Below are 18,713 nucleotides of genomic sequence, written 5' to 3' on the forward strand. Positions count from 1 at the left end.
CATCGTTCGTATACGAATGATAACCGCAATGTCTGCTGGCTTCGACATGGTGATGGAAACAACGAGCGCTGCCGTCGACAAGATCCGCTGCGATGCCTGTCCGGTGATGTGCTACATCAAGCCGGGCGCGGCGGGCGCCTGCGACCGCTATGCCAACCACGACGGCAAGCTTGTCCGCGTCGATCCGCACATCATTCTCGAACGCACGGTGTCGCAGGGCGGCAAGCTGGTGCCGTTCAGCCGCACCGAAGACTGGGACGGCAAGCTCGTCCATGAGCCCTCGACCTTCGTCACCGCGATCGGCGCGGGCACGACCTATCCCGACTACAAGCCGGCGCCCTTCATCGTCTCTTCCGAGGTCGACGGCGTCGACATGGTGACCGTCGTCACCGAGGGCATCTTCTCCTATTGCGGCATCAAGGTGAAGATCGACACCGACCGCTATCTCGGCCCGGAGACCGCGACCGTGCGGGCGCAGGGCGAGGCGGTCGGCCATGTCACCACCAGCGAATACGGCTCGCAGATGCTGTCGCTCGGCGGCGTGCATCATCTGACCGGCGGCTCCAAGAAGGAGGGCCGCGTCACCTGCGACACGCTGATGGATCTCGCTAATTGCAAGGCGGTGGAGCTCACCATCGACGGCGGCGCCAGCGTGGTGGTGCAGGCCGGCCAGCCGCCGATCGTCAACGGCGTCAAAGAAGAGCGCATGCGCGTCGGCTGCGGCTCGGCGACCATCGGCATGTTCGCCAAGCAATGGCACGGCAAGGTCGACGAAGTCGTGGTGGTCGACGACCATATCACCGGCGTGCTCAGCGAGCATCAGGCCGGCAAGCTGCTCGACATCGCCGACACCGGCATCAAGATGAAGGGGCGGCGCTCGACGCCCGGCCGCTATTTCCAGGTCGCCGATCCCGGCACGGGCTGGGGCGGCACTGACATCTCCGATCCGCTGGCGATCCTCGGGCCGTTCGACGCCAAGGAGGCCAAACCCGGCCTCTCGATGCTGATGGTGTCCACGACCGGCGAGCACTCCTCCTACTATGTGCTCGACGAAGCCTTGAAGCCGGTCGAGACGGAGATGCCCGCCGACCTGAAATTCTCGGTCGAGCGCATTCAGGAAAATTGCGAGCCGGCGCTGTGCACGGTGCTGTTCATGGCCGGTGCCGGCGGTTCGTTGCGCGCCGGCGTCACCGACAATCCGGTGCGGTTGACGCGCTCGGTGAAGGACGCGCTGACGCGCGTCACCAGCGGCGGCGCCCCGGTCTATGTCTGGCCCGGCGGCGGCATCACCTACATGGTCGACGTGACCCAGATGCCTGCAGGCGCATTCGGTTATGTGCCGACGCCGGCGCTGGTTGCGCCGATCGAATTCACGATGAAATTGACCGACTATGCCGCGCTCGGCGGCCATATGGATTACGTGAAGCCACTGTCGGAGGTGAGGGACGGCGATGATGTCCGTCAGTTGCCCTGGCAGAACCCGATTCCGGGACGGCGGGCATGACACGGCTCCCGCAAATCGCATTGCTGTCTGATGGCCGGCGGCTGCATTTGCAGGATGGACCGATTGATCTGATCGTCGAGGCGAAGGGGCGCAAGCACGAGGTGCGCGCGGCTTACGAGGCTGCAGTGCGCCGCTTCACCGGTCTGCTCGACGAGCTCTGTGTGGAACTGCCGGAGCTACGGGCGGCTGCTGGTGAGCAGACTTCGCTGAAGCGTGTCGTCGCGCGCCGCATGCACGCCGCTGTCGCGCCTTATGCCGCCGATGGCTTCATCACGCCGATGGCCGCGGTGGCGGGCAGCGTGGCCGAAGAGATTCTCGGCGCGATGCTGGACGCTGCGTCGCTCGACCGGGTCTACGTCAACAATGGCGGCGACATCGCGCTGCATCTCGGCGAAGGCGAGCATTTTTCCGTGGGGCTGATGGACCGGCCCGACCGCGACGGCGTGATGCGCGCCATGAGGGTCGATGCGGATGATCCGGTGCGTGGCATCGCGACCAGCGGGCGGCATGGCCGCAGCTTTTCACTCGGCATCGCCGATGCGGTGACGGTGCTGGCGGCGACGGCCTCGCAGGCCGATGCAGCCGCGACTGTGATCGCCAACGCCGTCGATCTGCCCGGGCATCCCGCCATCATCCGCCAACCCGCAAACGAGCTTCAGCCCGACAGCGATCTCGGTGCGCGTCTCGTCACCCGCGATGTCGATGAATTGTCGCAAGAAGAGATCGCCAAGGCGCTGGAATCTGGCGCGGAATGTGCACGGCAATTATTCGATCGCGGACTGATCGAGGGGGCCGTGCTGCGGCTTTGTGGTGATATGCTTGTCATCGGAACCAAGGATATAGAAGAGCAACGACCGCGCCCGCTTGTGCTGGAGAACGCAGTCTGTGCCTGAACAGGGAAGCGAAACATGAGCGCGATCATCCGCAAGATCGTCACCGTCGTCGAAGAGACGCAGATGGAGATGGGCCGCCAGGTCTCGCCGCCGACCCGGCGCGCGGCCGCGATCGCCGTGATCGAAAATCCCTTTGCCGGAAAATATGTCGAGGACCTTTCGCCGCTGATCGCGATCGGCGAGGAGCTTGGTGATCTCCTGGCGAAGCGCGCGGTCGCCGCACTGGGCATCGATGGTGCGAAGGCGCAGAGCTACGGCAAGGCCGCCGCCGTCGGCGAGAACGGCGAGCTGGAACATGCGGCCGCCATTCTCCACCCCAAGATGGGCGCACCGGTGCGCAAGGTCCTGACCAAGGGTGCAGCGCTAATTCCGTCGTCGAAGAAGCGCAGCGGCCCCGGCACGACGCTGGACATTCCGCTCGGCCACAAGGACGCGGCCTTCGTGCGCAGTCATTTCGACGGCATGGAAGTGCAGATCAACGACGCGCCGCGCGCCAACGAGATCATGGTTGCGGTTGCCGTCACCGACAGCGGTCGTCCGCTGCCGCGCGTCGGCGGGCTGACGGTCGCGGAGATCAAGGGTGAAGACGGTTTGAAATAAGGGACGGTTCGGAGCGGCGGGCACAGCTTCTCCGGCATGATCGTGGTCGAGAGATAAAGTTCAAAACTGGAGGTTGGGATGCGAGCAAGAAACTATTTTGTCGGCGCGGCCTTTGCGCTTCTGGCTGCCGGCATGGGTCATTCTGCCATGGCAGAGGACATCAAGATCGGCGAGATCAACAGCTACTCGCTGCTGCCGTCCTTCACCGAGCCCTACCGCAAGGGCTGGCAGCTCGCCGTCGAAGAGATCAACGCGGCCGGCGGCATCAACGGCAAGAAGCTCGTCGTCGTCTCCAAGGACGACGGCGGCAAGCCGGCGGATGCGCAGACCGCGGCCAATGAGCTCGTCTCCAGCGAAGGCGTCGCGATGCTCACGGGCACGTTCCTGTCCAACATCGGTCTCGCCGTCTCTGACTTCGCCAACCAGAAGAAGGTGTTCTTCCTCGCGGCCGAGCCGCTGACGGATGCCGTGACCTGGGCGAAGGGCAACAAGTACACCTTCCGCCTGCGTCCCTCCAACTACATGCAAGCCGCGATGCTGGTGGAAGCCGCCAGCAAGCTGCCCGCAAAACGCTGGGCGACCATCGCGCCGAACTATGAGTACGGCCAGTCGGCCGTCGCGGTGTTCAAGAAGCTGATGTCGGAGAAGCGCCCCGACATCCAGTGGGTCGACGAGCAGTGGCCGCCGCAGGGCAAGATCGACGCGGGTCCGGTGGTGCAGGCCGTGGCGCAGGCCAATCCGGAAGCCATCCTCAACGTCACCTTCGGTCCCGACCTCGTCAAGCTCGTGCGCGAGGGCAACACCCGCGGCCTGTTCAAGGGACGCGAGGTCGTATCGTTCCTGACCGGTGAGCCGGAATATCTCGATCCGCTCAAGGACGAGACGCCCGATGGCTGGATCGTGACCGGCTATCCCTGGTACTCGATCAAGACGCCCGAGCACGACGCGTTCCTGAAGGCTTACCAGGCCAAGTACAACGACTATCCGCGCCTCGGCTCGATCGTCGGCTACCAGACCATCAAGGCGGCTGCCGCCATCCTGGCCAAGGCCGGCTCGACCGACACCGACAAGATGATCGCAGCCGCTGAAGGCCTGTCGATGCCGTCGCCGTTCGGCGAGATCACCTTCCGCAAGATCGACCACCAGTCGACGCTGGGCGCCTTCGTCGGCAAGACCGCGCAGAAGGACGGCAAGGGCGTGATGGTCGACTTCTCCTACAAGAAGGGCTCGGACTATCTTCCGAGCGATGCCGAAGTCGAGAAGCTGCGGCCGAAGGATTGATGCGTCTTCACTTCTCCCTCTCCCCGCCCTTCGCGGGGAGAGGGTAGGGGTGAGGGGCTCTCTCCACGCTCCGCGATGGTGGAGAGAGCCCCTCACCCGGATCGCAAGGGCGATCCGACCTCTCCCCGCAAGAGCGGGGAGAGGTGAAATTCAGACCTAACCCGGACCGCCGATGGCCTTTTACGTCGTACAGTTTCTGACCGGTCTCGCCAGCGCAGCGTCGCTGTTTCTGGTGGCCTCGGGCCTGTCGATCATCTTTGGCGTGACGCGGATCGTGAATTTCGCGCATGGCGCCTTCTACATGATCGGCGCCTACATCGCCTTCACGCTGACCGAGCGCTTCTCCGGTGCGTTCGGTTTCTGGGGCGGGGTGGTGTTGGCGGCGCTCGCGGTGGCGCTGATCGGCGTTCTCGTCGAAATGGTGCTGCTGCGGCGGATCTATCATGCCCCCGAACTGTTCCAGCTGCTCGGCACATTCGGCCTGACCCTGATGGTCGAAGATCTCGTGGTGCTGATCTGGGGTCCCGACGATCTCGTCGGCCGCCGTGCGCCCGGCTTCAAGGGTGCAGTCGATTTCTTCGGCCAGAACATCCCGAGCTACGATCTGTTCCTGATCGCGCTCGGGCCTGTCGTGCTCGGCATTCTCTGGCTGCTGTTCCAGCGCACGCGCTGGGGCGTGCTGGTGCGCGCCGCGACGCAGGACCGTGACATGGTCGCGGCGCTCGGCGTCAACCAGAAATGGCTGTTCACGAGCGTGTTCGCCGTCGGCGTCTTCCTGGCGGCGCTCGGCGGCGCACTCCAGATCCCGCGCGATGCCGTGCATCACGCCATGGATCTGCGCATCATCGTCGAGGTCTTCGTCGTCGTCGTCATCGGCGGCCTCGGCAGTATCGTCGGCGCGTTCGTCGCGGCCGTGCTGGTCTCCGAGCTGAACGCCTTCGGTATCCTCATCTTCCCGAAGATCTCCATCATCCTGGTCTTCCTGGTGATGGCTGTGGTGCTGATCGTCCGTCCCTGGGGCCTGTTCGGCAAGCCGGAGGCGGCCGCGCGCAAGACGCCGGGTCTCACCGTCAATCCCTGGCGGCCGCTGACGTCGAACGAGCGGCTCGCCTCGCTGGCAGCACTGGTGGTCGCGGCCATGCTACCGCTGTTCGCCGGCAATTACGCGCTGACCGTCGGCTCGGAGATCGCGATCTTCGTGATCTTCGCCGTCAGCCTGCATTTCCTGATGTCGGTCGGCGGCCTCGCGTCCTTTGGCCACGCGGCCTATTTCGGCCTCGGCGCCTATGGCGTCGCCTTCCTTGCCAAGATGGCGGGGCTGCCGATGATCGTTTGCCTCTTGCTGGGACCGCTGCTCGGCTGCATGGGGGCTGCCGTGTTCGGCTTCTTCGCCGTGCAGCTCTCCGGCGTCTATTTTGCGATGCTGACGCTGGCCTTCGCGCAGATCGTGTGGTCGATCGCGTTCCAGTGGGTCAGCGTGACCGGCGGTGACAACGGCATTCTCGGTGTCTGGCCTGCGAGCTGGGCGGCGAGCCCGTCGCATTTCTACTGGCTCGCGCTCGGCGTCGCGGCGCTCGTGACCGTAGCGCTGCGGATCGCGGTGTTCTCGCCATTCGGCTATGCGCTCCGCGCCACGCGCGACTCGCTGCTGCGCAGCGAAGCGGTCGGCATCAATGCCAAGCGGATCCAGTGGACCGCGTTCGTCATCGCGGGCACCACGGCCGGCATCGGCGGTGCGCTGTTCGCCTATCTCAAGGGCAGCGTCTTCCCCGACAATCTCGGCATCTCGCTCTCGGTCGATGCGCTGGTCATGGTGCTGCTCGGCGGCGTCGAGACGGTGTCGGGCGGGGTGATCGGCGCCATCGTCTACAAGGCGCTCAACATCTGGCTGGTCAGCCAGACCGATCTGTCAAAGCTCGTGCTCGGCGGCTTCATCGTGCTGATCGTGGTCGTCTTCCCCAAGGGCATCGTCGGCATGCTGGAGATGCTGGCGCAGCGCCGCAGGAAGTCATCGCCGCCGGGATCGTCCCTGCTGGCCAAGCCGATCGAGTCCGCCGAATGAGCGTCGCACCCCCACTTCTCGCGGTCGAAGGCCTGACCAAATCCTACGGCGGCATCCACGCCGTGCGCGGCGTCTCGTTCTCGCTGCGCGCCGGCGAGATCCTGGCGCTGATCGGCCCGAACGGTGCAGGCAAGAGCACGTGCTTCGACATGCTCAACGGCCAGAACCGGCCCGATACCGGCCATGTCCGCCTGCTGGGTGAAGAGACCACCGGCAAGAAGCCGCGCGAGATCTGGCGGCTCGGCGTTGGACGCACCTTCCAGATCACGGCGACGTTCGCCACCATGACCGTGCGCGAGAACGTCCAGGTCGCGCTGATCTCGCACGGCAAGCAGCTGTTCAATCTCTGGGGCTCGGCGCCGAATGTCGACCGCGGCGAGGCCGGCCGTCTGCTCGAGCTCGTCGGCATGGGCGGCTATGCCGATCGTCCCTGCGGCGAGCTTGCCTATGGCGACCTCAAGCGGCTCGAGCTCGCGGTGGCGCTCGCCAACGATCCAAAACTGCTCTTGATGGACGAGCCGACCGCGGGCATGGCGCCGCGCGAGCGTGTCGAGCTGATGCGGCTCACCGCGCAGATCGCGCGGGAAAAATCGATCGGCGTGCTCTTCACCGAGCACGACATGGACGTGGTGTTCGAGCATGCCGACCGCATCATCGTGCTGAATCGGGGGACGCTGATTGCCGAAGGCTCGCCGGCCGAGGTGCGCGGCAATCCGCAGGTGCAGGCGATCTATCTCGGCGAGGGTCTGCTTTACGAGGGCGGCCATCGCGAAGGGGCCTCGGCATGAAGCTCACGGTGCAAGACCTCAACAGTCATTACGGCCCCGCGCATATCCTGTTCGACATCGGCTTCGAGGTCGGCGAGGGCGAGGTGGTGGCGCTGCTCGGGCGCAATGGCGCCGGCAAGTCGACGACCTTTCGTTCGATCGTCGGCCTCGTCGCGCAGCGAACCGGCCGGATCATGTTCGAAGGCAAGGACGTCTCGGCGAAGCCGACGCACGAGATCGTGCGTGAGGGGCTCGGCTATGTGCCGGAGGAGCGCCGCATCTTCACCGATCTGACGGTGGAGGAGAACCTCGAGGTCGGCCGCCAGCCCAAGCGACCGAATGCACCTCACTGGGATCGCGAAAAGCTCTTCACGCTGTTTCCGAACCTCGGCGAGATGAAGAATCGCCCGGGCGGCCGCATGAGCGGCGGTGAGCAGCAGATGCTGACGATCGCGCGCACGCTGATGGGCAATCCGTCGCTGGTGCTGCTGGACGAGCCCTCGGAAGGCCTGTCGCCAAAAATCGTGGAGCAGATGGTCGATGCCATCCTGACCATGAAGAAGGAAGGCGTCAGCATCGTCGTTTCCGAGCAGAATCTGCACTTCGCGCGGTTGATCTCCGATCGCGCCTATATCATCGAGCGCGGCCGCATCTGTTTTGGCGGGACCATGGCCGAGCTCGACGCGCGTCCGGATATCCGCGACGCGCATCTGTCGTTGTAAGGGCAAGGGAAGGGCAGCGCAGGGATGGCGAGGAGCGTCACGGCGAAGAAGAGCGTCAGGCAGGGCAAGCCGCCTTACGTGCTCGACGAACAGGTCGGCTTCATCCTGCGCCAGGTCTGGCAGCGCCACAGCTCGATCTTCTCGCGCGACATCGGCACCAATCTGACGCCGACGCAGTGGGCCGCGCTGTCGAAGCTCGCCGAGACCGGGCCGTGCTCGCAGAACCAGCTCGGGCGGCTGACCGCGATGGACGTTGCCACCATCAAGGGCGTGATCGACCGCCTGACGGCGCGTGGCCTGACCGAGACCAGCCAGGATCCCGAGGACGGGCGGCGCCTCTTGGTGAGCCTGACGCGCGCCGGTCAGCAGCTCGCGGAAAAGCTCGCGCCGAACGCGATTGCGATCACCCGCGAGACGCTCGCCCCGCTCGATGCGAAAGAGCGCGAGCTGCTGATGGCGCTGCTGAACAAGCTGCGGTGAATCCCGCTCTTTCACCGTCACCCTGAGGTGGCCGCTTCTTCAGCGGCCCTCGAAGGGCGACGGCCCGACTGCAGCTCCGCCGTTCATCCTTCGAGGCTCGCGCGCGGCGCTGTCGCGCCGTGCACTCGCACCTCAGGATGACGGGTCGAGAGCTTTTTGGCGGCTCTACTTCGCCACGATCTCCGGCACCCTTCCGGCCGGCGGCGTATTGCGGCTGCGCTGCGTGCGCACGATGCCGTCGATGATGGTCATGCCGATGCCGGGGAGGTCGCCGAGCTGGACGCTCTCCAGAATGGTCTTGCCGGGCGAGTGCTGCGCCTTGTCCATGATCACGAAGTCGGCGGAGCGGCCGACTTCAATGAGGCCGCAATCGAGTTGCCGCATCCGCGCGGTGTTGCCGGTGGCGAGGCAAAAGGCGATCTCGGCCGGAAGGTCGCCGAGCGAGGACAGCATCGAGACCATGCGCAGGATGCCGAGCGGCTGCACGCCGGAGCCGGCGGGCGCGTCGGTGCCGAGGATGACGCGATGCAGGTCGCCCATCTCGCGCGCGATGCGCAGCGTGAACAGCGCCGAGCGCTCATTGCCGTTATGCACGAGCTCGAGGCCGCGCTTGCAGCCCTCGCAGATGCAGCGGATCTGATCATCGGGGAGCGCCGTGTGGCCGCCGTTGATATGGCCGACCACGTCGGTGTCGGCCTCCAGCACCACGTCCTTGTCGATCAGGCCGGAGCCGGGAATCGAGGGGCCGCCGGTGTGGATCGTGCTCTGGATGCCGTATTTGCGGGCCCAGCCGACCATCTTTCGTGCGGTGGGGCCGTCCTTGACGCCGCCAAGGCCGACTTCGCCGAGCAGCTTGACGCCAGCCGCGGCCAGCTCCTTGAAATCCTCCTCGACCATCTCGCATTCGATCACGGGGGCGCCGGCGTGAACCTTCACGCCGCCGGGGCGCAGATTCCAGAACGCGCGCTGGGCGAAGATCGCCATGGCCTTCAGCCCGACGACGTCGCGCGGGCGGCCGGGCATGTGCACCTCGCCGGCGGAGATCATCGTGGTGACGCCGCCGTGGAGGTTGCTGTCGATCCAGCCGATCTGGTTCTGGCGCGGCGTCCAGTCGCCCGCGACGGGATGGACGTGGCTGTCGATCAGGCCCGGTGCGACCGTGGTGCCGTTGGCCTCGACGATGGTGGTGGCGTCGTCGGTGTTGAGGTCCTTGAAGCGGCCAATCGCGGTGATCTTGCCGTTCTCGGCGACGATGGTGTCGCCATCCAGGATCGGCTTTTCCATCGCGCCGGACAGGATCAGGCCGATATTGCGGATCACGAGCTTCGAGGGTCCGGTGGCCTGGGGTGCGTCATGCGCCATGGAAGGGGCTCCTTATTCCTAACTGCAACGCTTTCGATCTTGGGCAGCCTTGACCGCGGGATCAAGCAGGATTATTCATTAGTATACGAATGATCGTGTACAAACGACGCATAGCTGCCGGCCTCGGAACCGCAATTGACGCGACAGGGAAGCTGAGATGAGCAATTTCAATCAGGAAAGCGTTTTGAGCGTCCACCACTGGACCGACACGCTGTTCTCCTTCAAGACCACCCGCAGCCCGACCTTCCGTTTCCGCAACGGCGAGTTCACCATGATCGGGCTCAAGGTCGGCGAGAAGCCGTTGCTGCGGGCCTACAGCGTCGCCAGCGCCAATTACGAGGACACGCTTGAATTCTTCTCGATCAAGGTGCCGGACGGCCCGCTGACCTCGCGGCTCCAGCACCTGAAGCAAGGCGACGAGATCATCGTCAGCCGCAAGGCCACCGGCACGCTGGTCATCGACAATCTGGAAGCGGGCCGCAACCTCTACCTCATCGGCACCGGCACCGGCCTCGCGCCGTTCCTGAGCGTGATCAAGGACCCCGAGACCTACGAGCGGTTCGAGAAGGTCGTGCTGCTGCACGGCTGCCGTCATGTGAAGGAACTCGCCTATGGCGAGATGATCACCGAGCACCTGCCGAAGGACGAGATGCTCGGCGAGTACATCCAGAACCAGCTGATCTACTACCCGACCGTGACCCGCGATCCCTTCCGCAACCGCGGCCGCATCACCGACCTCATCACCTCCGGCAAGCTGTTCGACGATATCGGCCTGCCGGCGATCGAGGCGGCCCATGACCGTGTCATGATCTGCGGCAGCCCGGCGCTGGTGGCGGACACCCGCGTGCTGCTCGGCGAGCGCGGTTTCGTCGAGGGCAACCATGGCGAGCCCGCACAGTTCGTGGTCGAAAAGGCCTTCGCCGAGCGCTAAGCCGGGACTACCCGCACAATAACACCGTATTTTCGCCGCGGCGGGGGCGTTGCCCCGCCGATTCGGCGCTTGATACACTGTGGGAACGAATCAGCGGAGTTCCCACATGGTTGCGGACAGCGACAGCAACATCGCCTGGCACCGGGTTCAGTTGAAGAAGAACCGCGCCGAGTTGAAGGCGCTCGAGACCGCGCGCTTCACGATGGGCGAGATCGCGTCCTCGAAGCGCGACGGCCAGACCCAGAAGGCGATCGGAGATCTCAAGCGCAAGATCGCGCAGTCCGAGCGCGCGATTGCCGATCACGACAAGCGTACGCGCCGTCCGCTCGGCACCGACATGCAAAGCCTGAGCAATGGCAGCTGGAGCCATTGGGACGCCTACACCAACCAGCAGCAGCGCAAGGCCGGCCCGCGCACACCGGGGCGGGGCTAGATCCGCTGGCGCAGGCAGGGCCGGTTCCAGCCCTTGCGCCTGCGGCGTCGCTCACCATCTGGTTGAGGCGCCACCAACCACTCCGGTGATCCCATGGCACCGCGCCTCGATTTCACCAGCGAGGCTTTCTTTCGCGACCCGCCCAAGGCCATCGCGGCCTTGCGGGCGGCCGGCCCTGTCGTCGCGACGCGCTTTCCCCTTGTCGGCGACGTCTGGATCACCACCACCCACGATGCGACCGCAGAGGTGCTGAAGGACAGCACGATCTTCACGCTGCGCAAGGAAGACGGCGAAGTCGCCGGCCTGCGCTGGTGGATGCCGGGGCTGGTCAGGACTATCGCCAACAACATGCTGACGATGGACGAGCCGGATCACACGCGGCTGCGCAGCATTGTCGACGAAGCCTTTCGCCGCCGCGCCATCGTTGCGATGGAGCCGCGCATCCGCGCCATCGCGGATGGCTTGGCCGATGAGCTGTTTGCGAAAGGCAGCCCGGCCGATCTCGTCCAGAGCTATGCGCGCATTCTGCCGCTTTCGGTGATCTCCGAGCTGCTCGGCCTGCCCATGACCGATCGCCCGCGCTTCATCGCCTGGGCCAATGCGATGTCGTCACTGACGAACGTGGTCAGCTTCTTTCGCCTGCTGCTCGCGTTCCGCAAGATGCGCTTCTATCTCGAACAGCAGTTGCAGATCGCGCGCGAGCGGGGCGGCGAGGGCCTGATCGCCGAGCTGGTCCAGGTCGAGCGCGAAGGCGGCGAGATCACGCCGGACGAAATGGTCTCCATGGTGTTCCTGTTGCTCGCGGCGGGCTCGGAGACCACCACGCATCTCATCAGCGGCTCGGTCTACGAGCTGCTCAGGAATCCGGATCTGCGCGACTGGCTGGAGGAGGATTGGAGCCGTGCCGGGCTGGCGGTGGAAGAATTCTTGCGTTTCGTCTCGCCGGTGCAGTTCTCGAAGCCGCGCTATGTGCGGCGGGATGTCGAGCTCGGTGGCGTGCGCCTGAAGAAAGGCGACCGCGTCATGGTGATGCTCGCGGCGGCCAACATGGACCCGGCGGTGCATGACCAGCCGGAGCGGCTCGACCTCGCGCGAAAACCCAACCGGCACATCTCCTTCGGCACTGGAATTCATTTCTGCCTCGGCCATCAACTGGCGCGGATCGAAGGCGCGTGCGCGCTGCAAGCGTTGTTCACGCGCTGGCCACGGCTTGGTCTCGCTGTCGATCCATCGCAGATCCAATGGCGCAAGCGGCCGGGGCTCCGCGCAATCGCAAAGCTGCCCGTTGTGGCCGACGGCGGCGAGCGGCGTCAGCCCGTCGATTTCCGTGATGCGACCAGATCGCGCTCCCAGCCGAATACCGAGCGGCCGTCGAGATCGGGCGAGGCGGCGCGTTCGCCCTCGATGTAGGCCTCAACCGACGGCCCGGTTGCCGTCCGCTCCAGCCGTCGCGCCTGGTCGTCGAGCCGCCTGATCGCCTGCATCTCCTCTTCGCGTCCGAGTTTGGCGCCCTGGATCGCGCCCTTCAGCACGCGGATGGTCTCGTCATAGACCTTGATCGGGACGGGGTAGGGATGCCGGTCCTTGCCGCCATGGGCGAGCGAGAAGCGCGCCGGATCGTTGAAGCGATAGGGGGCGCCGTGCACGACTTCGGCGACCATCGCCAGCGACCGCACGGTGCGCGCGCCGACGCCCGGCGTCAGCAGCAGCTCGGGGAAGTCGACCGGGCCGCGCTCGGCGGCGGCTGCCAGCGTGCCATGCAGGCGGCGCGCGAACACGTCCTTCGGCCGGACGTCATGATGGGCGGGCATGATCAGATGCGGCAGCATCGCTTGCGCCGGTTCGGGCGCAGTGCCGGTGAGCCGCTCGAATTCGGTGAGGATGCGATCGGGGCCGAGATCGCTGAGCAGGTCGAGCTGCGCATTGCGCGAGACATCGGCGCGATGGTCGGTGAGATTGACGATCTCGCCTTGCTGCGGGCCGTCGATCGCGCTGTGGGGCGCGTCGACAAAACTCTTCAGCGCCTCGGAGTGCCAGTGATAGCGGCGCGCCTGCCGCTTGTCGCCGTTCATGCCCTGCTGCACCACCGTCCACTTGCCGTCGGCGGTGACGAAGAAGCCGTGGAGATAGAGATCAAAGCCGTCCTGCACGGCGGCGCTATCGACCTTGGCCACCAGACGGCTGGCGCGCGTGAGGCTGACCCCGTCGAAGCCGACGCGGTCGCCGAGCTGCAACAGCTCATCCGGCGTCTTGCGCGAATGCTGGCCGCGGCCGCCGCAGACATAGATGCCCAGTTCGTCCTGGAGCGGGCCGAGCCCGCGCTTCAGCGCGCCGATCACGGAGGTCGTGATACCGGAGGAGTGCCAGTCCATCCCCATCACGGCACCGAACGACTGGAACCAGAAGGGATGCGAGAGCCGCTGCATGAATGCATCGCGGCCGTAGTGATGCACGATCGCCTGCGTCACGATCGCTCCCAGCGAGGCCATACGGCTCGCCAGCCATGGCGGAACCCGCCCGGTGTGGAGAGGAAGATCGGCGCTGCCGGTTCGTCTGGTCATGGCTATCACTGATAGCCGAATTCGAAACCGCGCGCACTAGAGCGGTTTCCACTTTATGTGAATCGGAAGGGTACAGGGGATTCCCTCGGTCGCGCAAATCAGATTCGATTGCTCTGGCTTTAACGACGGGGCGAGCGATGGCGAAGGGATATTCGAAAGACCTGAGAGTGCGTGCGGTGGCACTTGTCGAAGACGGCGAGAGCAGACGGGAAGCCGCGCGCGTGCTCGGTCTCAGCGCCTCGACCGCGATCCGCTGGATCGAGCGCTGGACGAGGACGGGCAGTGTGGCGGCATTGCCCGGCACGGGCCAGAGCCGCTCTCCGCTCGAGGCGCATCGCCAGTGGCTGCTCAATCTCATCGCCGCGGAGCCGGACTTGACACTCGAAGAGATTCGCGCGCGGCTCAAGTCCGAGAAGCGGCTGAAAGTCGGGACGACATCGGTCTGGCGCTTCTACGAACGCCACGACATCACGTTCAAAAAAAACTCTGCACGCCGCTGAACAGGATCGCTCCGATGTCGCTGCCGCGCGCGCCGAGCTGAAGGCCGAGCAATCCAAGCTTGAAGCGCCGCGCCTCGTGTTCATCGACGAGACGGCGGTCACGACGAAGATGGTACGGCATTACGGCCGCTCACCGCGTGGCGAGCGTCTCGTTGCGAGCGTGCCGCACGGCCACTGGAAGACGCTGACACTCGTTGCCGCGCTGCGCATCGATGGCTTGACGGCGCCGTATGTCTTCGACGGGGCGATGGACGGGCCGTCATTCCTCGCTTATGTCGAGCAGATCCTCGCGCCGACGCTGCGCAAAAGAGACATCGTCTTCATGGACAATCTGCGTACCCACAAGATCGACGGCGTTCGCCAGGCGATCGAAGCGGTCGGCGCCAAGGTGCGCTATTTGCCGGCCTACTCGCCCGATCTCAACCCGATCGAAATGGCATTCTCGAAGCTGAAGACCGCGCTGCGCAAGGGCGCGGCACGCACCGTCAAGGCGCTCATGAAACTGATCGGCAAGCTCATGAAGACATTTGCGCCCGACCAGTGCGACAACTACTTTCGACATGCAGGATACGGGGCCTGATCCACATCAAGCGGAAAATGCTCTAGTCGCGCGCAGGCTCCAGCGTCGTCAGCAGCTTGTGCAGCAATCGCGTTGCGCGTTCGACATCGGCTTCGGAAAGCCCGCCGAGAACCATCCTCTCGCCCGTTTGCAGAACCTCCGCCATGACGCGCTCGGCGAGCGTTCGCCCCTTGGCGGTCAGTCGCACCGGCTTGCTGCGCTTGTCGGCGGCGTCCTCCGCGCGGGTGATGAGGCCGCGCTGCTGCAGGGCGTTGAGCACCTTGGTCAGTCCGCCCGATGAAATCAGGATCGCCGGATAGAGCTCGGTCGGGATCATCTCATGGGGCGGAGCGGCGCCGCGCAGCGTGATCAGCACCTCGAACTCCATGAACGACAGATCATGCGCGGCGATCTGCTCGGCCACGCCGTCGCGCATCAGGCTGTTCAGGCGATAGACCCGCACCAACATCTCGCCGACCGGCGTGACGGATTCCGGCCAATGCTTCTTCTTGAGGGCGAGGAGCTTGTCCGCGGGATAGCGCGGTTCGGTCATGGGCCCGTGTCCTTACGTAAAGTTCATCCGTGGATGTCTTGCTAGAAAGATATTTGCGTAATATATCTTTCTAGGAAGATAATTGGTCGAGAACGAGCCGCCGTGCTGGACGCCAGCGCGCGAGCAGGAGAGCTGTTGCCAAATGGAGACTGCGATGATGACGCGATACCTGATACTGGCTCTGACGGCGGCGGCGATCCTTGCGTCGCCGGCTACCTGGGCCGCGAGCGGCCGGACCAAGACGGGCGTTGCTGCCCGGACCGCGACCAAGCAAGCCTCGGCACGGCAGGCCTTCGGCGCCGTGCCGGCGAGCACCGCGGCGAATTCCGCAGACGGGGCGGTCGTTGCTCGTCCGCCGGCCCAGCCGGGCGCCTGGTAGATTTTCCTGAGCGGATGGTGACATCGTCCGAGCGCCTCACGGCATCGTTAGCGGCAAATAGCTTGCTGGCAAGATACCTGCGGCCTACATCGCGATGCAAGACGCGCGTCGGACACCATTCGCCTGAAAGGGCATACCCATGAATCATTCCGTGGCTGAGATCACCACCGAGCGGGCGAGCATCTATCTGCAGCAGCTCTGCAAGCATTTCGCTCACAAGCTTGCGGTCGAGTTCACGCCGGAGCAGGGCACGATCCCGTTTTCGATGGGGACGTGCCGGTTGCAAGCTGCGGGCGACAAGCTCACGCTGAAGGCGGAGGCCGAGAACGCGGACCTCCTCGTCCAGGTCGAGGGCGTTGTCGAGCGGCATCTCGTCCGCTTCGCCTTCCGCGATCCGCCGGAAATCGTCTGGCGGACTGCGGAGAAGGCGGCGAATTGAGGTCTATTCGCGCGTCGCCCTGGTTGCGCCGCGCAAGCCCGCCTGCTGCTGAATCGCGTCGAGTGCGCCCGACGACTGCTCGTCTGCCACAAAGCGGTTGAGCAGGGGAAGGGCGGCCTCGCGTCCCTTGGGGACTGCGATGGCCATGTGCTCCGCACCCCAATTGCCGTCCAGGATTTTTGCGCCCGGCATCTGGTCGGACATTTCGAACAGCGTCGGCTTGTTGGTGGCGTAGAGATCGATCTCGCCGTGGCCGAACATGGCGATGGCGACCTTGACGCTTTCGGCGGGAACGATGGTTGCGTTCCTGAACTTCGTCGGCAGGGTGCGCTCGGAGGTCGAGCCCTTGGTGACGCCGATCTTCACGCCCGGCTTGTCGATATCCTCGACCTTGCCGATCGGCGAATTCGCGGGAACGAGAAAGCCGAGCTCGATCGCCAGCACGGGCCGGCTGAAGCTGACCTCATTGGCGCGGGCCGGGGTGGCGTTGGTCACGGTGAAGTCGACCTGGCCGTCGTGGATCGCGGTGACGATATCGGCGACGCGCTGAAACCTGACGTAGTCGATTGCGACGCCGAGCCGCTTCGCCAGCTCGCCGCCGAGGTCGTAGGCGAGGCCGTGCGGCTTGCCGGCCGCGTCTGTCACCATCGAGGTCGGGCTGCCCGGATAGATGCCGACGCGCAAGGTGCCGCTCGGCGCCAGCAGTTTTGCTTCCCCGTCGGCGCGCGCGGGCGTGCCCACCAGGCTGACCAATGCGAAGGCGAGCAGGGTGCCGTGCGTGATACGCTCAAATGTGGTCCTCATGTGCAGGACCTCACTGCGCGCGGATGTCGGCAGCCTTCAGCACCGGCTCCCATTTGGTCGCCTCGGCGTGCATGTAGGCATCGAAATCCTTGGCGGAGGAGCCGACGGGGGCTGCGCCGATCTTGCCGAGCGTGGAGAGCACGTTCGGATCCCTTAGCGCCGCCTTCAGATCGGTCTCGAGTTTTGCCACGATCTCCGGCGGCATTTTTGCGGGTCCAAGCACGCCCCACCAGACCGAGACGTCGTAGCCGGGTACGCCGGACTCGGCGACGGTCGGGACGTCAGGCAGTGCCTTGGAACGCTCGGCCGAGGTCACTGCGAGCGCGCGCACCGGGCCGCCTTCGAGCTGGCCGATCGCCTCCGCGAGCGGATTGATGCTGAGCGGGATCTCGCCCGCGATGACAGCGGTCAGCGCCGGCGCGCCGCCCTTATAGGGGATTGCGACGATCTTGGTCCCCGACATGTATTTCAGAAGCTCGCCGGCGAGATGCGCCGAGGTGCCGTTGCCGGACATGCCGTAGGACAGCTTGTCCGGATCCTTCTTTGCCGCGGCCAGGAGATCGCCGAGCGACTTGTAGGGGCTGTCCTTGGCCACCACGATCGCAAGCGGCGAGGAGGCGACTTCGCTGATCGCAGTAAAGTCCTTGAACGTGTCGTAGGGCACGCTCGGATAGATGAACTGGTTCAGCGGATGGCCGCTGGCGACAAGGATCAACGTATAACCGTCGGGCGCGGCCTGCGTCAGCGCTTGCGAGGCGACGATGCCGCCCGCGCCGGGGCGGTTGTCGACCACGGGCTGCTGGCCCCAGGTCTTTGCGAGTGCCTGGCCGAGCGTGCGGGCCAGCACGTCGACCGCGCCGCCGGCGGCATAGGGCACGAGGATGTGGACCGGCTTGCTCGGATAATTATCGGCGGCCTGCGCGACGCCGCTCGCGAGCAGCAGACCGGCGCCGAGCATCAAAGCGCCGATCTTCGTGTTCAAACCCAGCATACTTCAGCACTCCCTAGGGGCATTCGCGTCCGTGCGGTGGATCTTCCGAGCCGCTGCCGGACGTTGCCTGTGGTTTTTGTTGACGAGACCTGATCTTTTGTACGATAGTACAAATCACATGGTACGCAAGCCCACCAGCAAGGAAACGGCCCGCAAGCCGAACATGCGCGAGGCGATCCTCGCCGCGGCCGAGGAGCTGTTCGCCACCAACGGCTTCAACGCCGTCTCGGTGCGCGACATCGCACAGGCCGCGGGGGCCAATCCCGGCAGCGTGACCTACCACTTCAAGACCAAGGACGGTCTGCTGCTGGAGATCTACCGGCGCCATTGCGGGCCGATGAACCTCCGCCGCTCGGAGCTGCTCGCCGCCGCCAAGCGCGTGCGCGATCTGCAGGACCGGCTCGAAGCGGTGGTGCGGGCCTATGTGGTGCCGGCCTTCACCTCCGGCAGCGATCTCGCCGGCGGCGGGGCGCGTTTCACGCGGCTGCGCGCCGTGATGTCGGCCGAGGGCAACGAGGTCGCGCGAAAAATCATCGCGCAGACGTTTGACGATACCAGCCACGCCTTCATCGACGCGATCCACGACAGCCTGCCGCACATTCCGCGCACCGACATCGTCTGGCGCAGCCACTTCCTGCTCGGCGCACTTTATTATTCGCTGGTGACGCCGGATCGTGTCTCGCGCCTGTCGCGCGGCGAGGCCGACGGCAGCGATCCCGCCAATGCCATCGAGCAATTGGTGCAGGCTACTGTTGCGGCGTTTCAGGCGCCGGCCCTGGATCAGGCCGCGCCGGCGCGGCGGCGGACTGTTGCAAGCAGCAAGACTTGAAAGAAATCGCCCGAGGGGAGGCGCGTAACAGCGCTTCCGCTCGCAAGCGGACATGTGATGGGG

General features: G+C 65.3%; 20 protein-coding genes. 15 read left to right on the forward strand and 5 right to left on the reverse strand.

Annotated elements, in window-relative coordinates; translation table 11 throughout:
- Window positions 1-46: 46 nt before the first annotated feature.
- The 8 genes from NLM32_RS20660 (at window position 47) to NLM32_RS20695 (ending at window position 8,309) form a co-directional block, all read left to right on the forward strand.
- Entirely contained in the window at window positions 47-1,504 is a 1,458-nt protein-coding gene (locus tag NLM32_RS20660) for a 6-hydroxynicotinate reductase (RefSeq protein WP_254135376.1), read from the forward strand.
- Window positions 1,501-2,397, forward strand: a complete 897-nt coding sequence (locus tag NLM32_RS20665; RefSeq protein WP_254130740.1) for a UPF0280 family protein — start codon at window positions 1,501-1,503, stop codon at window positions 2,395-2,397. Before NLM32_RS20660 ends, NLM32_RS20665 begins: the two co-directional genes overlap by 4 nt.
- A 15-nt stretch (window positions 2,398-2,412) precedes the next feature.
- The gene (locus tag NLM32_RS20670) at window positions 2,413-2,997 is read left to right on the forward strand and encodes an amino acid synthesis family protein (protein ID WP_232956001.1); all 585 of its coding nucleotides are present in this window, start codon (window positions 2,413-2,415) and stop codon (window positions 2,995-2,997) included.
- 78 nt (window positions 2,998-3,075) lie between these two features.
- Complete coding sequence (locus tag NLM32_RS20675) at window positions 3,076-4,278, forward strand: ABC transporter substrate-binding protein (RefSeq protein WP_254130741.1); 1,203 nt, start codon at window positions 3,076-3,078, stop codon at window positions 4,276-4,278.
- 172 nt (window positions 4,279-4,450) lie between these two features.
- On the forward strand, window positions 4,451-6,340 hold the full coding sequence (locus NLM32_RS20680) for an ABC transporter permease (protein WP_254130742.1): 1,890 nt from the start codon (window positions 4,451-4,453) through the stop codon (window positions 6,338-6,340).
- Window positions 6,337-7,128, forward strand: coding sequence for an ABC transporter ATP-binding protein (locus NLM32_RS20685; protein WP_254130743.1), 792 nt, complete (start codon window positions 6,337-6,339; stop codon window positions 7,126-7,128). Before NLM32_RS20680 ends, NLM32_RS20685 begins: the two co-directional genes overlap by 4 nt.
- A complete protein-coding gene (locus NLM32_RS20690; RefSeq protein ID WP_128952391.1) occupies window positions 7,125-7,829 on the forward strand; it encodes an ABC transporter ATP-binding protein in 705 nt (234 codons plus the stop codon). The genes NLM32_RS20685 and NLM32_RS20690 overlap by 4 nt, the downstream gene beginning before the upstream one ends.
- Before the next feature lie 24 nt (window positions 7,830-7,853).
- A complete protein-coding gene (locus NLM32_RS20695) occupies window positions 7,854-8,309 on the forward strand; it encodes a MarR family winged helix-turn-helix transcriptional regulator (protein WP_254130744.1) in 456 nt (151 codons plus the stop codon).
- 165 nt (window positions 8,310-8,474) lie between these two features.
- Here the strand turns inward: NLM32_RS20695 and NLM32_RS20700 are convergent, their stop codons facing one another.
- A complete protein-coding gene (locus NLM32_RS20700; RefSeq protein WP_254130745.1) occupies window positions 8,475-9,671 on the reverse strand; it encodes an amidohydrolase family protein in 1,197 nt (398 codons plus the stop codon).
- A 157-nt stretch (window positions 9,672-9,828) separates the two neighbouring features.
- Here NLM32_RS20700 and NLM32_RS20705 point away from each other — a divergent pair, with 157 nt between their 5' ends.
- The 3 genes from NLM32_RS20705 to NLM32_RS20715 all read left to right on the forward strand — a co-directional run bounded on the left by NLM32_RS20705 (window position 9,829) and on the right by NLM32_RS20715 (window position 12,445).
- Complete coding sequence (locus tag NLM32_RS20705; RefSeq protein ID WP_254130746.1) at window positions 9,829-10,602, forward strand: ferredoxin--NADP reductase; 774 nt, start codon at window positions 9,829-9,831, stop codon at window positions 10,600-10,602.
- Window positions 10,603-10,708: 106 nt separating this feature from the next.
- Window positions 10,709-11,035, forward strand: a complete 327-nt coding sequence (locus tag NLM32_RS20710; protein ID WP_254130747.1) for a hypothetical protein — start codon at window positions 10,709-10,711, stop codon at window positions 11,033-11,035.
- A 93-nt stretch (window positions 11,036-11,128) separates the two neighbouring features.
- The gene (locus NLM32_RS20715; protein WP_254130748.1) at window positions 11,129-12,445 is read left to right on the forward strand and encodes a cytochrome P450; all 1,317 of its coding nucleotides are present in this window, start codon (window positions 11,129-11,131) and stop codon (window positions 12,443-12,445) included.
- Here the strand turns inward: NLM32_RS20715 and NLM32_RS20720 are convergent.
- Complete coding sequence (locus NLM32_RS20720) at window positions 12,346-13,596, reverse strand: DUF763 domain-containing protein (RefSeq protein WP_254130749.1); 1,251 nt, start codon at window positions 13,594-13,596, stop codon at window positions 12,346-12,348. The genes NLM32_RS20715 and NLM32_RS20720 overlap by 100 nt on opposite strands.
- A 137-nt stretch (window positions 13,597-13,733) precedes the next feature.
- On the opposite strand from NLM32_RS20720, the gene NLM32_RS20725 reads away from it, so the two are divergent.
- A protein-coding gene (locus NLM32_RS20725) for an IS630 family transposase (RefSeq protein ID WP_254128247.1) occupies window positions 13,734-14,676 on the forward strand; the annotation gives its coding sequence in 2 pieces (ribosomal slippage) (window positions 13,734-14,072 and window positions 14,074-14,676; 942 coding nt in all).
- A gap of 22 nt (window positions 14,677-14,698) precedes the next feature.
- On the opposite strand, the gene NLM32_RS20730 is transcribed toward NLM32_RS20725, so the two are convergent.
- Window positions 14,699-15,208, reverse strand: coding sequence for a MarR family winged helix-turn-helix transcriptional regulator (locus NLM32_RS20730; protein WP_254130750.1), 510 nt, complete (start codon window positions 15,206-15,208; stop codon window positions 14,699-14,701).
- A gap of 154 nt (window positions 15,209-15,362) precedes the next feature.
- On the opposite strand from NLM32_RS20730, the gene NLM32_RS20735 reads away from it, so the two are divergent.
- The gene (locus NLM32_RS20735) at window positions 15,363-15,587 is read left to right on the forward strand and encodes a hypothetical protein (RefSeq protein WP_254130751.1); all 225 of its coding nucleotides are present in this window, start codon (window positions 15,363-15,365) and stop codon (window positions 15,585-15,587) included.
- Between the two features lie 139 nt (window positions 15,588-15,726).
- Entirely contained in the window at window positions 15,727-16,026 is a 300-nt protein-coding gene (locus tag NLM32_RS20740; protein ID WP_254130752.1) for a DUF2218 domain-containing protein, read from the forward strand.
- A gap of 3 nt (window positions 16,027-16,029) precedes the next feature.
- Here NLM32_RS20740 and NLM32_RS20745 read toward each other — a convergent pair whose 3' ends face one another.
- Both NLM32_RS20745 and NLM32_RS20750 read right to left on the reverse strand, forming a co-directional pair.
- Window positions 16,030-16,830, reverse strand: a complete 801-nt coding sequence (locus NLM32_RS20745; protein ID WP_254130753.1) for an ABC transporter substrate-binding protein — start codon at window positions 16,828-16,830, stop codon at window positions 16,030-16,032.
- Between the two features lie 10 nt (window positions 16,831-16,840).
- On the reverse strand, window positions 16,841-17,821 hold the full coding sequence (locus tag NLM32_RS20750) for a tripartite tricarboxylate transporter substrate binding protein (protein WP_254130754.1): 981 nt from the start codon (window positions 17,819-17,821) through the stop codon (window positions 16,841-16,843).
- A 118-nt stretch (window positions 17,822-17,939) separates the two neighbouring features.
- Here NLM32_RS20750 and NLM32_RS20755 point away from each other — a divergent pair, with 118 nt between their 5' ends.
- Entirely contained in the window at window positions 17,940-18,650 is a 711-nt protein-coding gene (locus NLM32_RS20755) for a TetR/AcrR family transcriptional regulator (RefSeq protein WP_254130755.1), read from the forward strand.
- The last annotated feature ends 63 nt before the right edge of the window (window positions 18,651-18,713 follow it).

This window comes from Bradyrhizobium sp. CCGUVB14 (genome assembly GCF_024199935.1).
Taxonomy (GTDB): Bacteria; Pseudomonadota; Alphaproteobacteria; order Rhizobiales; family Xanthobacteraceae; genus Bradyrhizobium.

What these genes read in the sequence shown, in the direction of transcription:
- NLM32_RS20670 (WP_232956001.1), top strand. Translation starts at nt 2,413, where the DNA reads ATGAGCGCGATCATCCGCAAGATCGTCACCGTCGTCGAAGAGACGCAG.
- NLM32_RS20750 (WP_254130754.1), bottom strand. Translation starts at nt 17,821, where the DNA reads ATGCTGGGTTTGAACACGAAGATCGGCGCTTTGATGCTCGGCGCCGGT.
- NLM32_RS20755 (WP_254130755.1), top strand. Translation starts at nt 17,940, where the DNA reads ATGGTACGCAAGCCCACCAGCAAGGAAACGGCCCGCAAGCCGAACATG.
- NLM32_RS20675 (WP_254130741.1), top strand. Translation starts at nt 3,076, where the DNA reads ATGCGAGCAAGAAACTATTTTGTCGGCGCGGCCTTTGCGCTTCTGGCT.
- NLM32_RS20685 (WP_254130743.1), top strand. Translation starts at nt 6,337, where the DNA reads ATGAGCGTCGCACCCCCACTTCTCGCGGTCGAAGGCCTGACCAAATCC.
- NLM32_RS20720 (WP_254130749.1), bottom strand. Translation starts at nt 13,596, where the DNA reads ATGACCAGACGAACCGGCAGCGCCGATCTTCCTCTCCACACCGGGCGG.
- NLM32_RS20660 (WP_254135376.1), top strand. Translation starts at nt 47, where the DNA reads ATGGTGATGGAAACAACGAGCGCTGCCGTCGACAAGATCCGCTGCGAT.
- NLM32_RS20680 (WP_254130742.1), top strand. Translation starts at nt 4,451, where the DNA reads ATGGCCTTTTACGTCGTACAGTTTCTGACCGGTCTCGCCAGCGCAGCG.
- NLM32_RS20730 (WP_254130750.1), bottom strand. Translation starts at nt 15,208, where the DNA reads ATGACCGAACCGCGCTATCCCGCGGACAAGCTCCTCGCCCTCAAGAAG.
- NLM32_RS20745 (WP_254130753.1), bottom strand. Translation starts at nt 16,830, where the DNA reads ATGAGGACCACATTTGAGCGTATCACGCACGGCACCCTGCTCGCCTTC.
- NLM32_RS20665 (WP_254130740.1), top strand. Translation starts at nt 1,501, where the DNA reads ATGACACGGCTCCCGCAAATCGCATTGCTGTCTGATGGCCGGCGGCTG.
- NLM32_RS20715 (WP_254130748.1), top strand. Translation starts at nt 11,129, where the DNA reads ATGGCACCGCGCCTCGATTTCACCAGCGAGGCTTTCTTTCGCGACCCG.
- NLM32_RS20710 (WP_254130747.1), top strand. Translation starts at nt 10,709, where the DNA reads ATGGTTGCGGACAGCGACAGCAACATCGCCTGGCACCGGGTTCAGTTG.
- NLM32_RS20700 (WP_254130745.1), bottom strand. Translation starts at nt 9,671, where the DNA reads ATGGCGCATGACGCACCCCAGGCCACCGGACCCTCGAAGCTCGTGATC.
- NLM32_RS20735 (WP_254130751.1), top strand. Translation starts at nt 15,363, where the DNA reads ATGATGACGCGATACCTGATACTGGCTCTGACGGCGGCGGCGATCCTT.
- NLM32_RS20740 (WP_254130752.1), top strand. Translation starts at nt 15,727, where the DNA reads ATGAATCATTCCGTGGCTGAGATCACCACCGAGCGGGCGAGCATCTAT.
- NLM32_RS20695 (WP_254130744.1), top strand. Translation starts at nt 7,854, where the DNA reads ATGGCGAGGAGCGTCACGGCGAAGAAGAGCGTCAGGCAGGGCAAGCCG.
- NLM32_RS20690 (WP_128952391.1), top strand. Translation starts at nt 7,125, where the DNA reads ATGAAGCTCACGGTGCAAGACCTCAACAGTCATTACGGCCCCGCGCAT.
- NLM32_RS20705 (WP_254130746.1), top strand. Translation starts at nt 9,829, where the DNA reads ATGAGCAATTTCAATCAGGAAAGCGTTTTGAGCGTCCACCACTGGACC.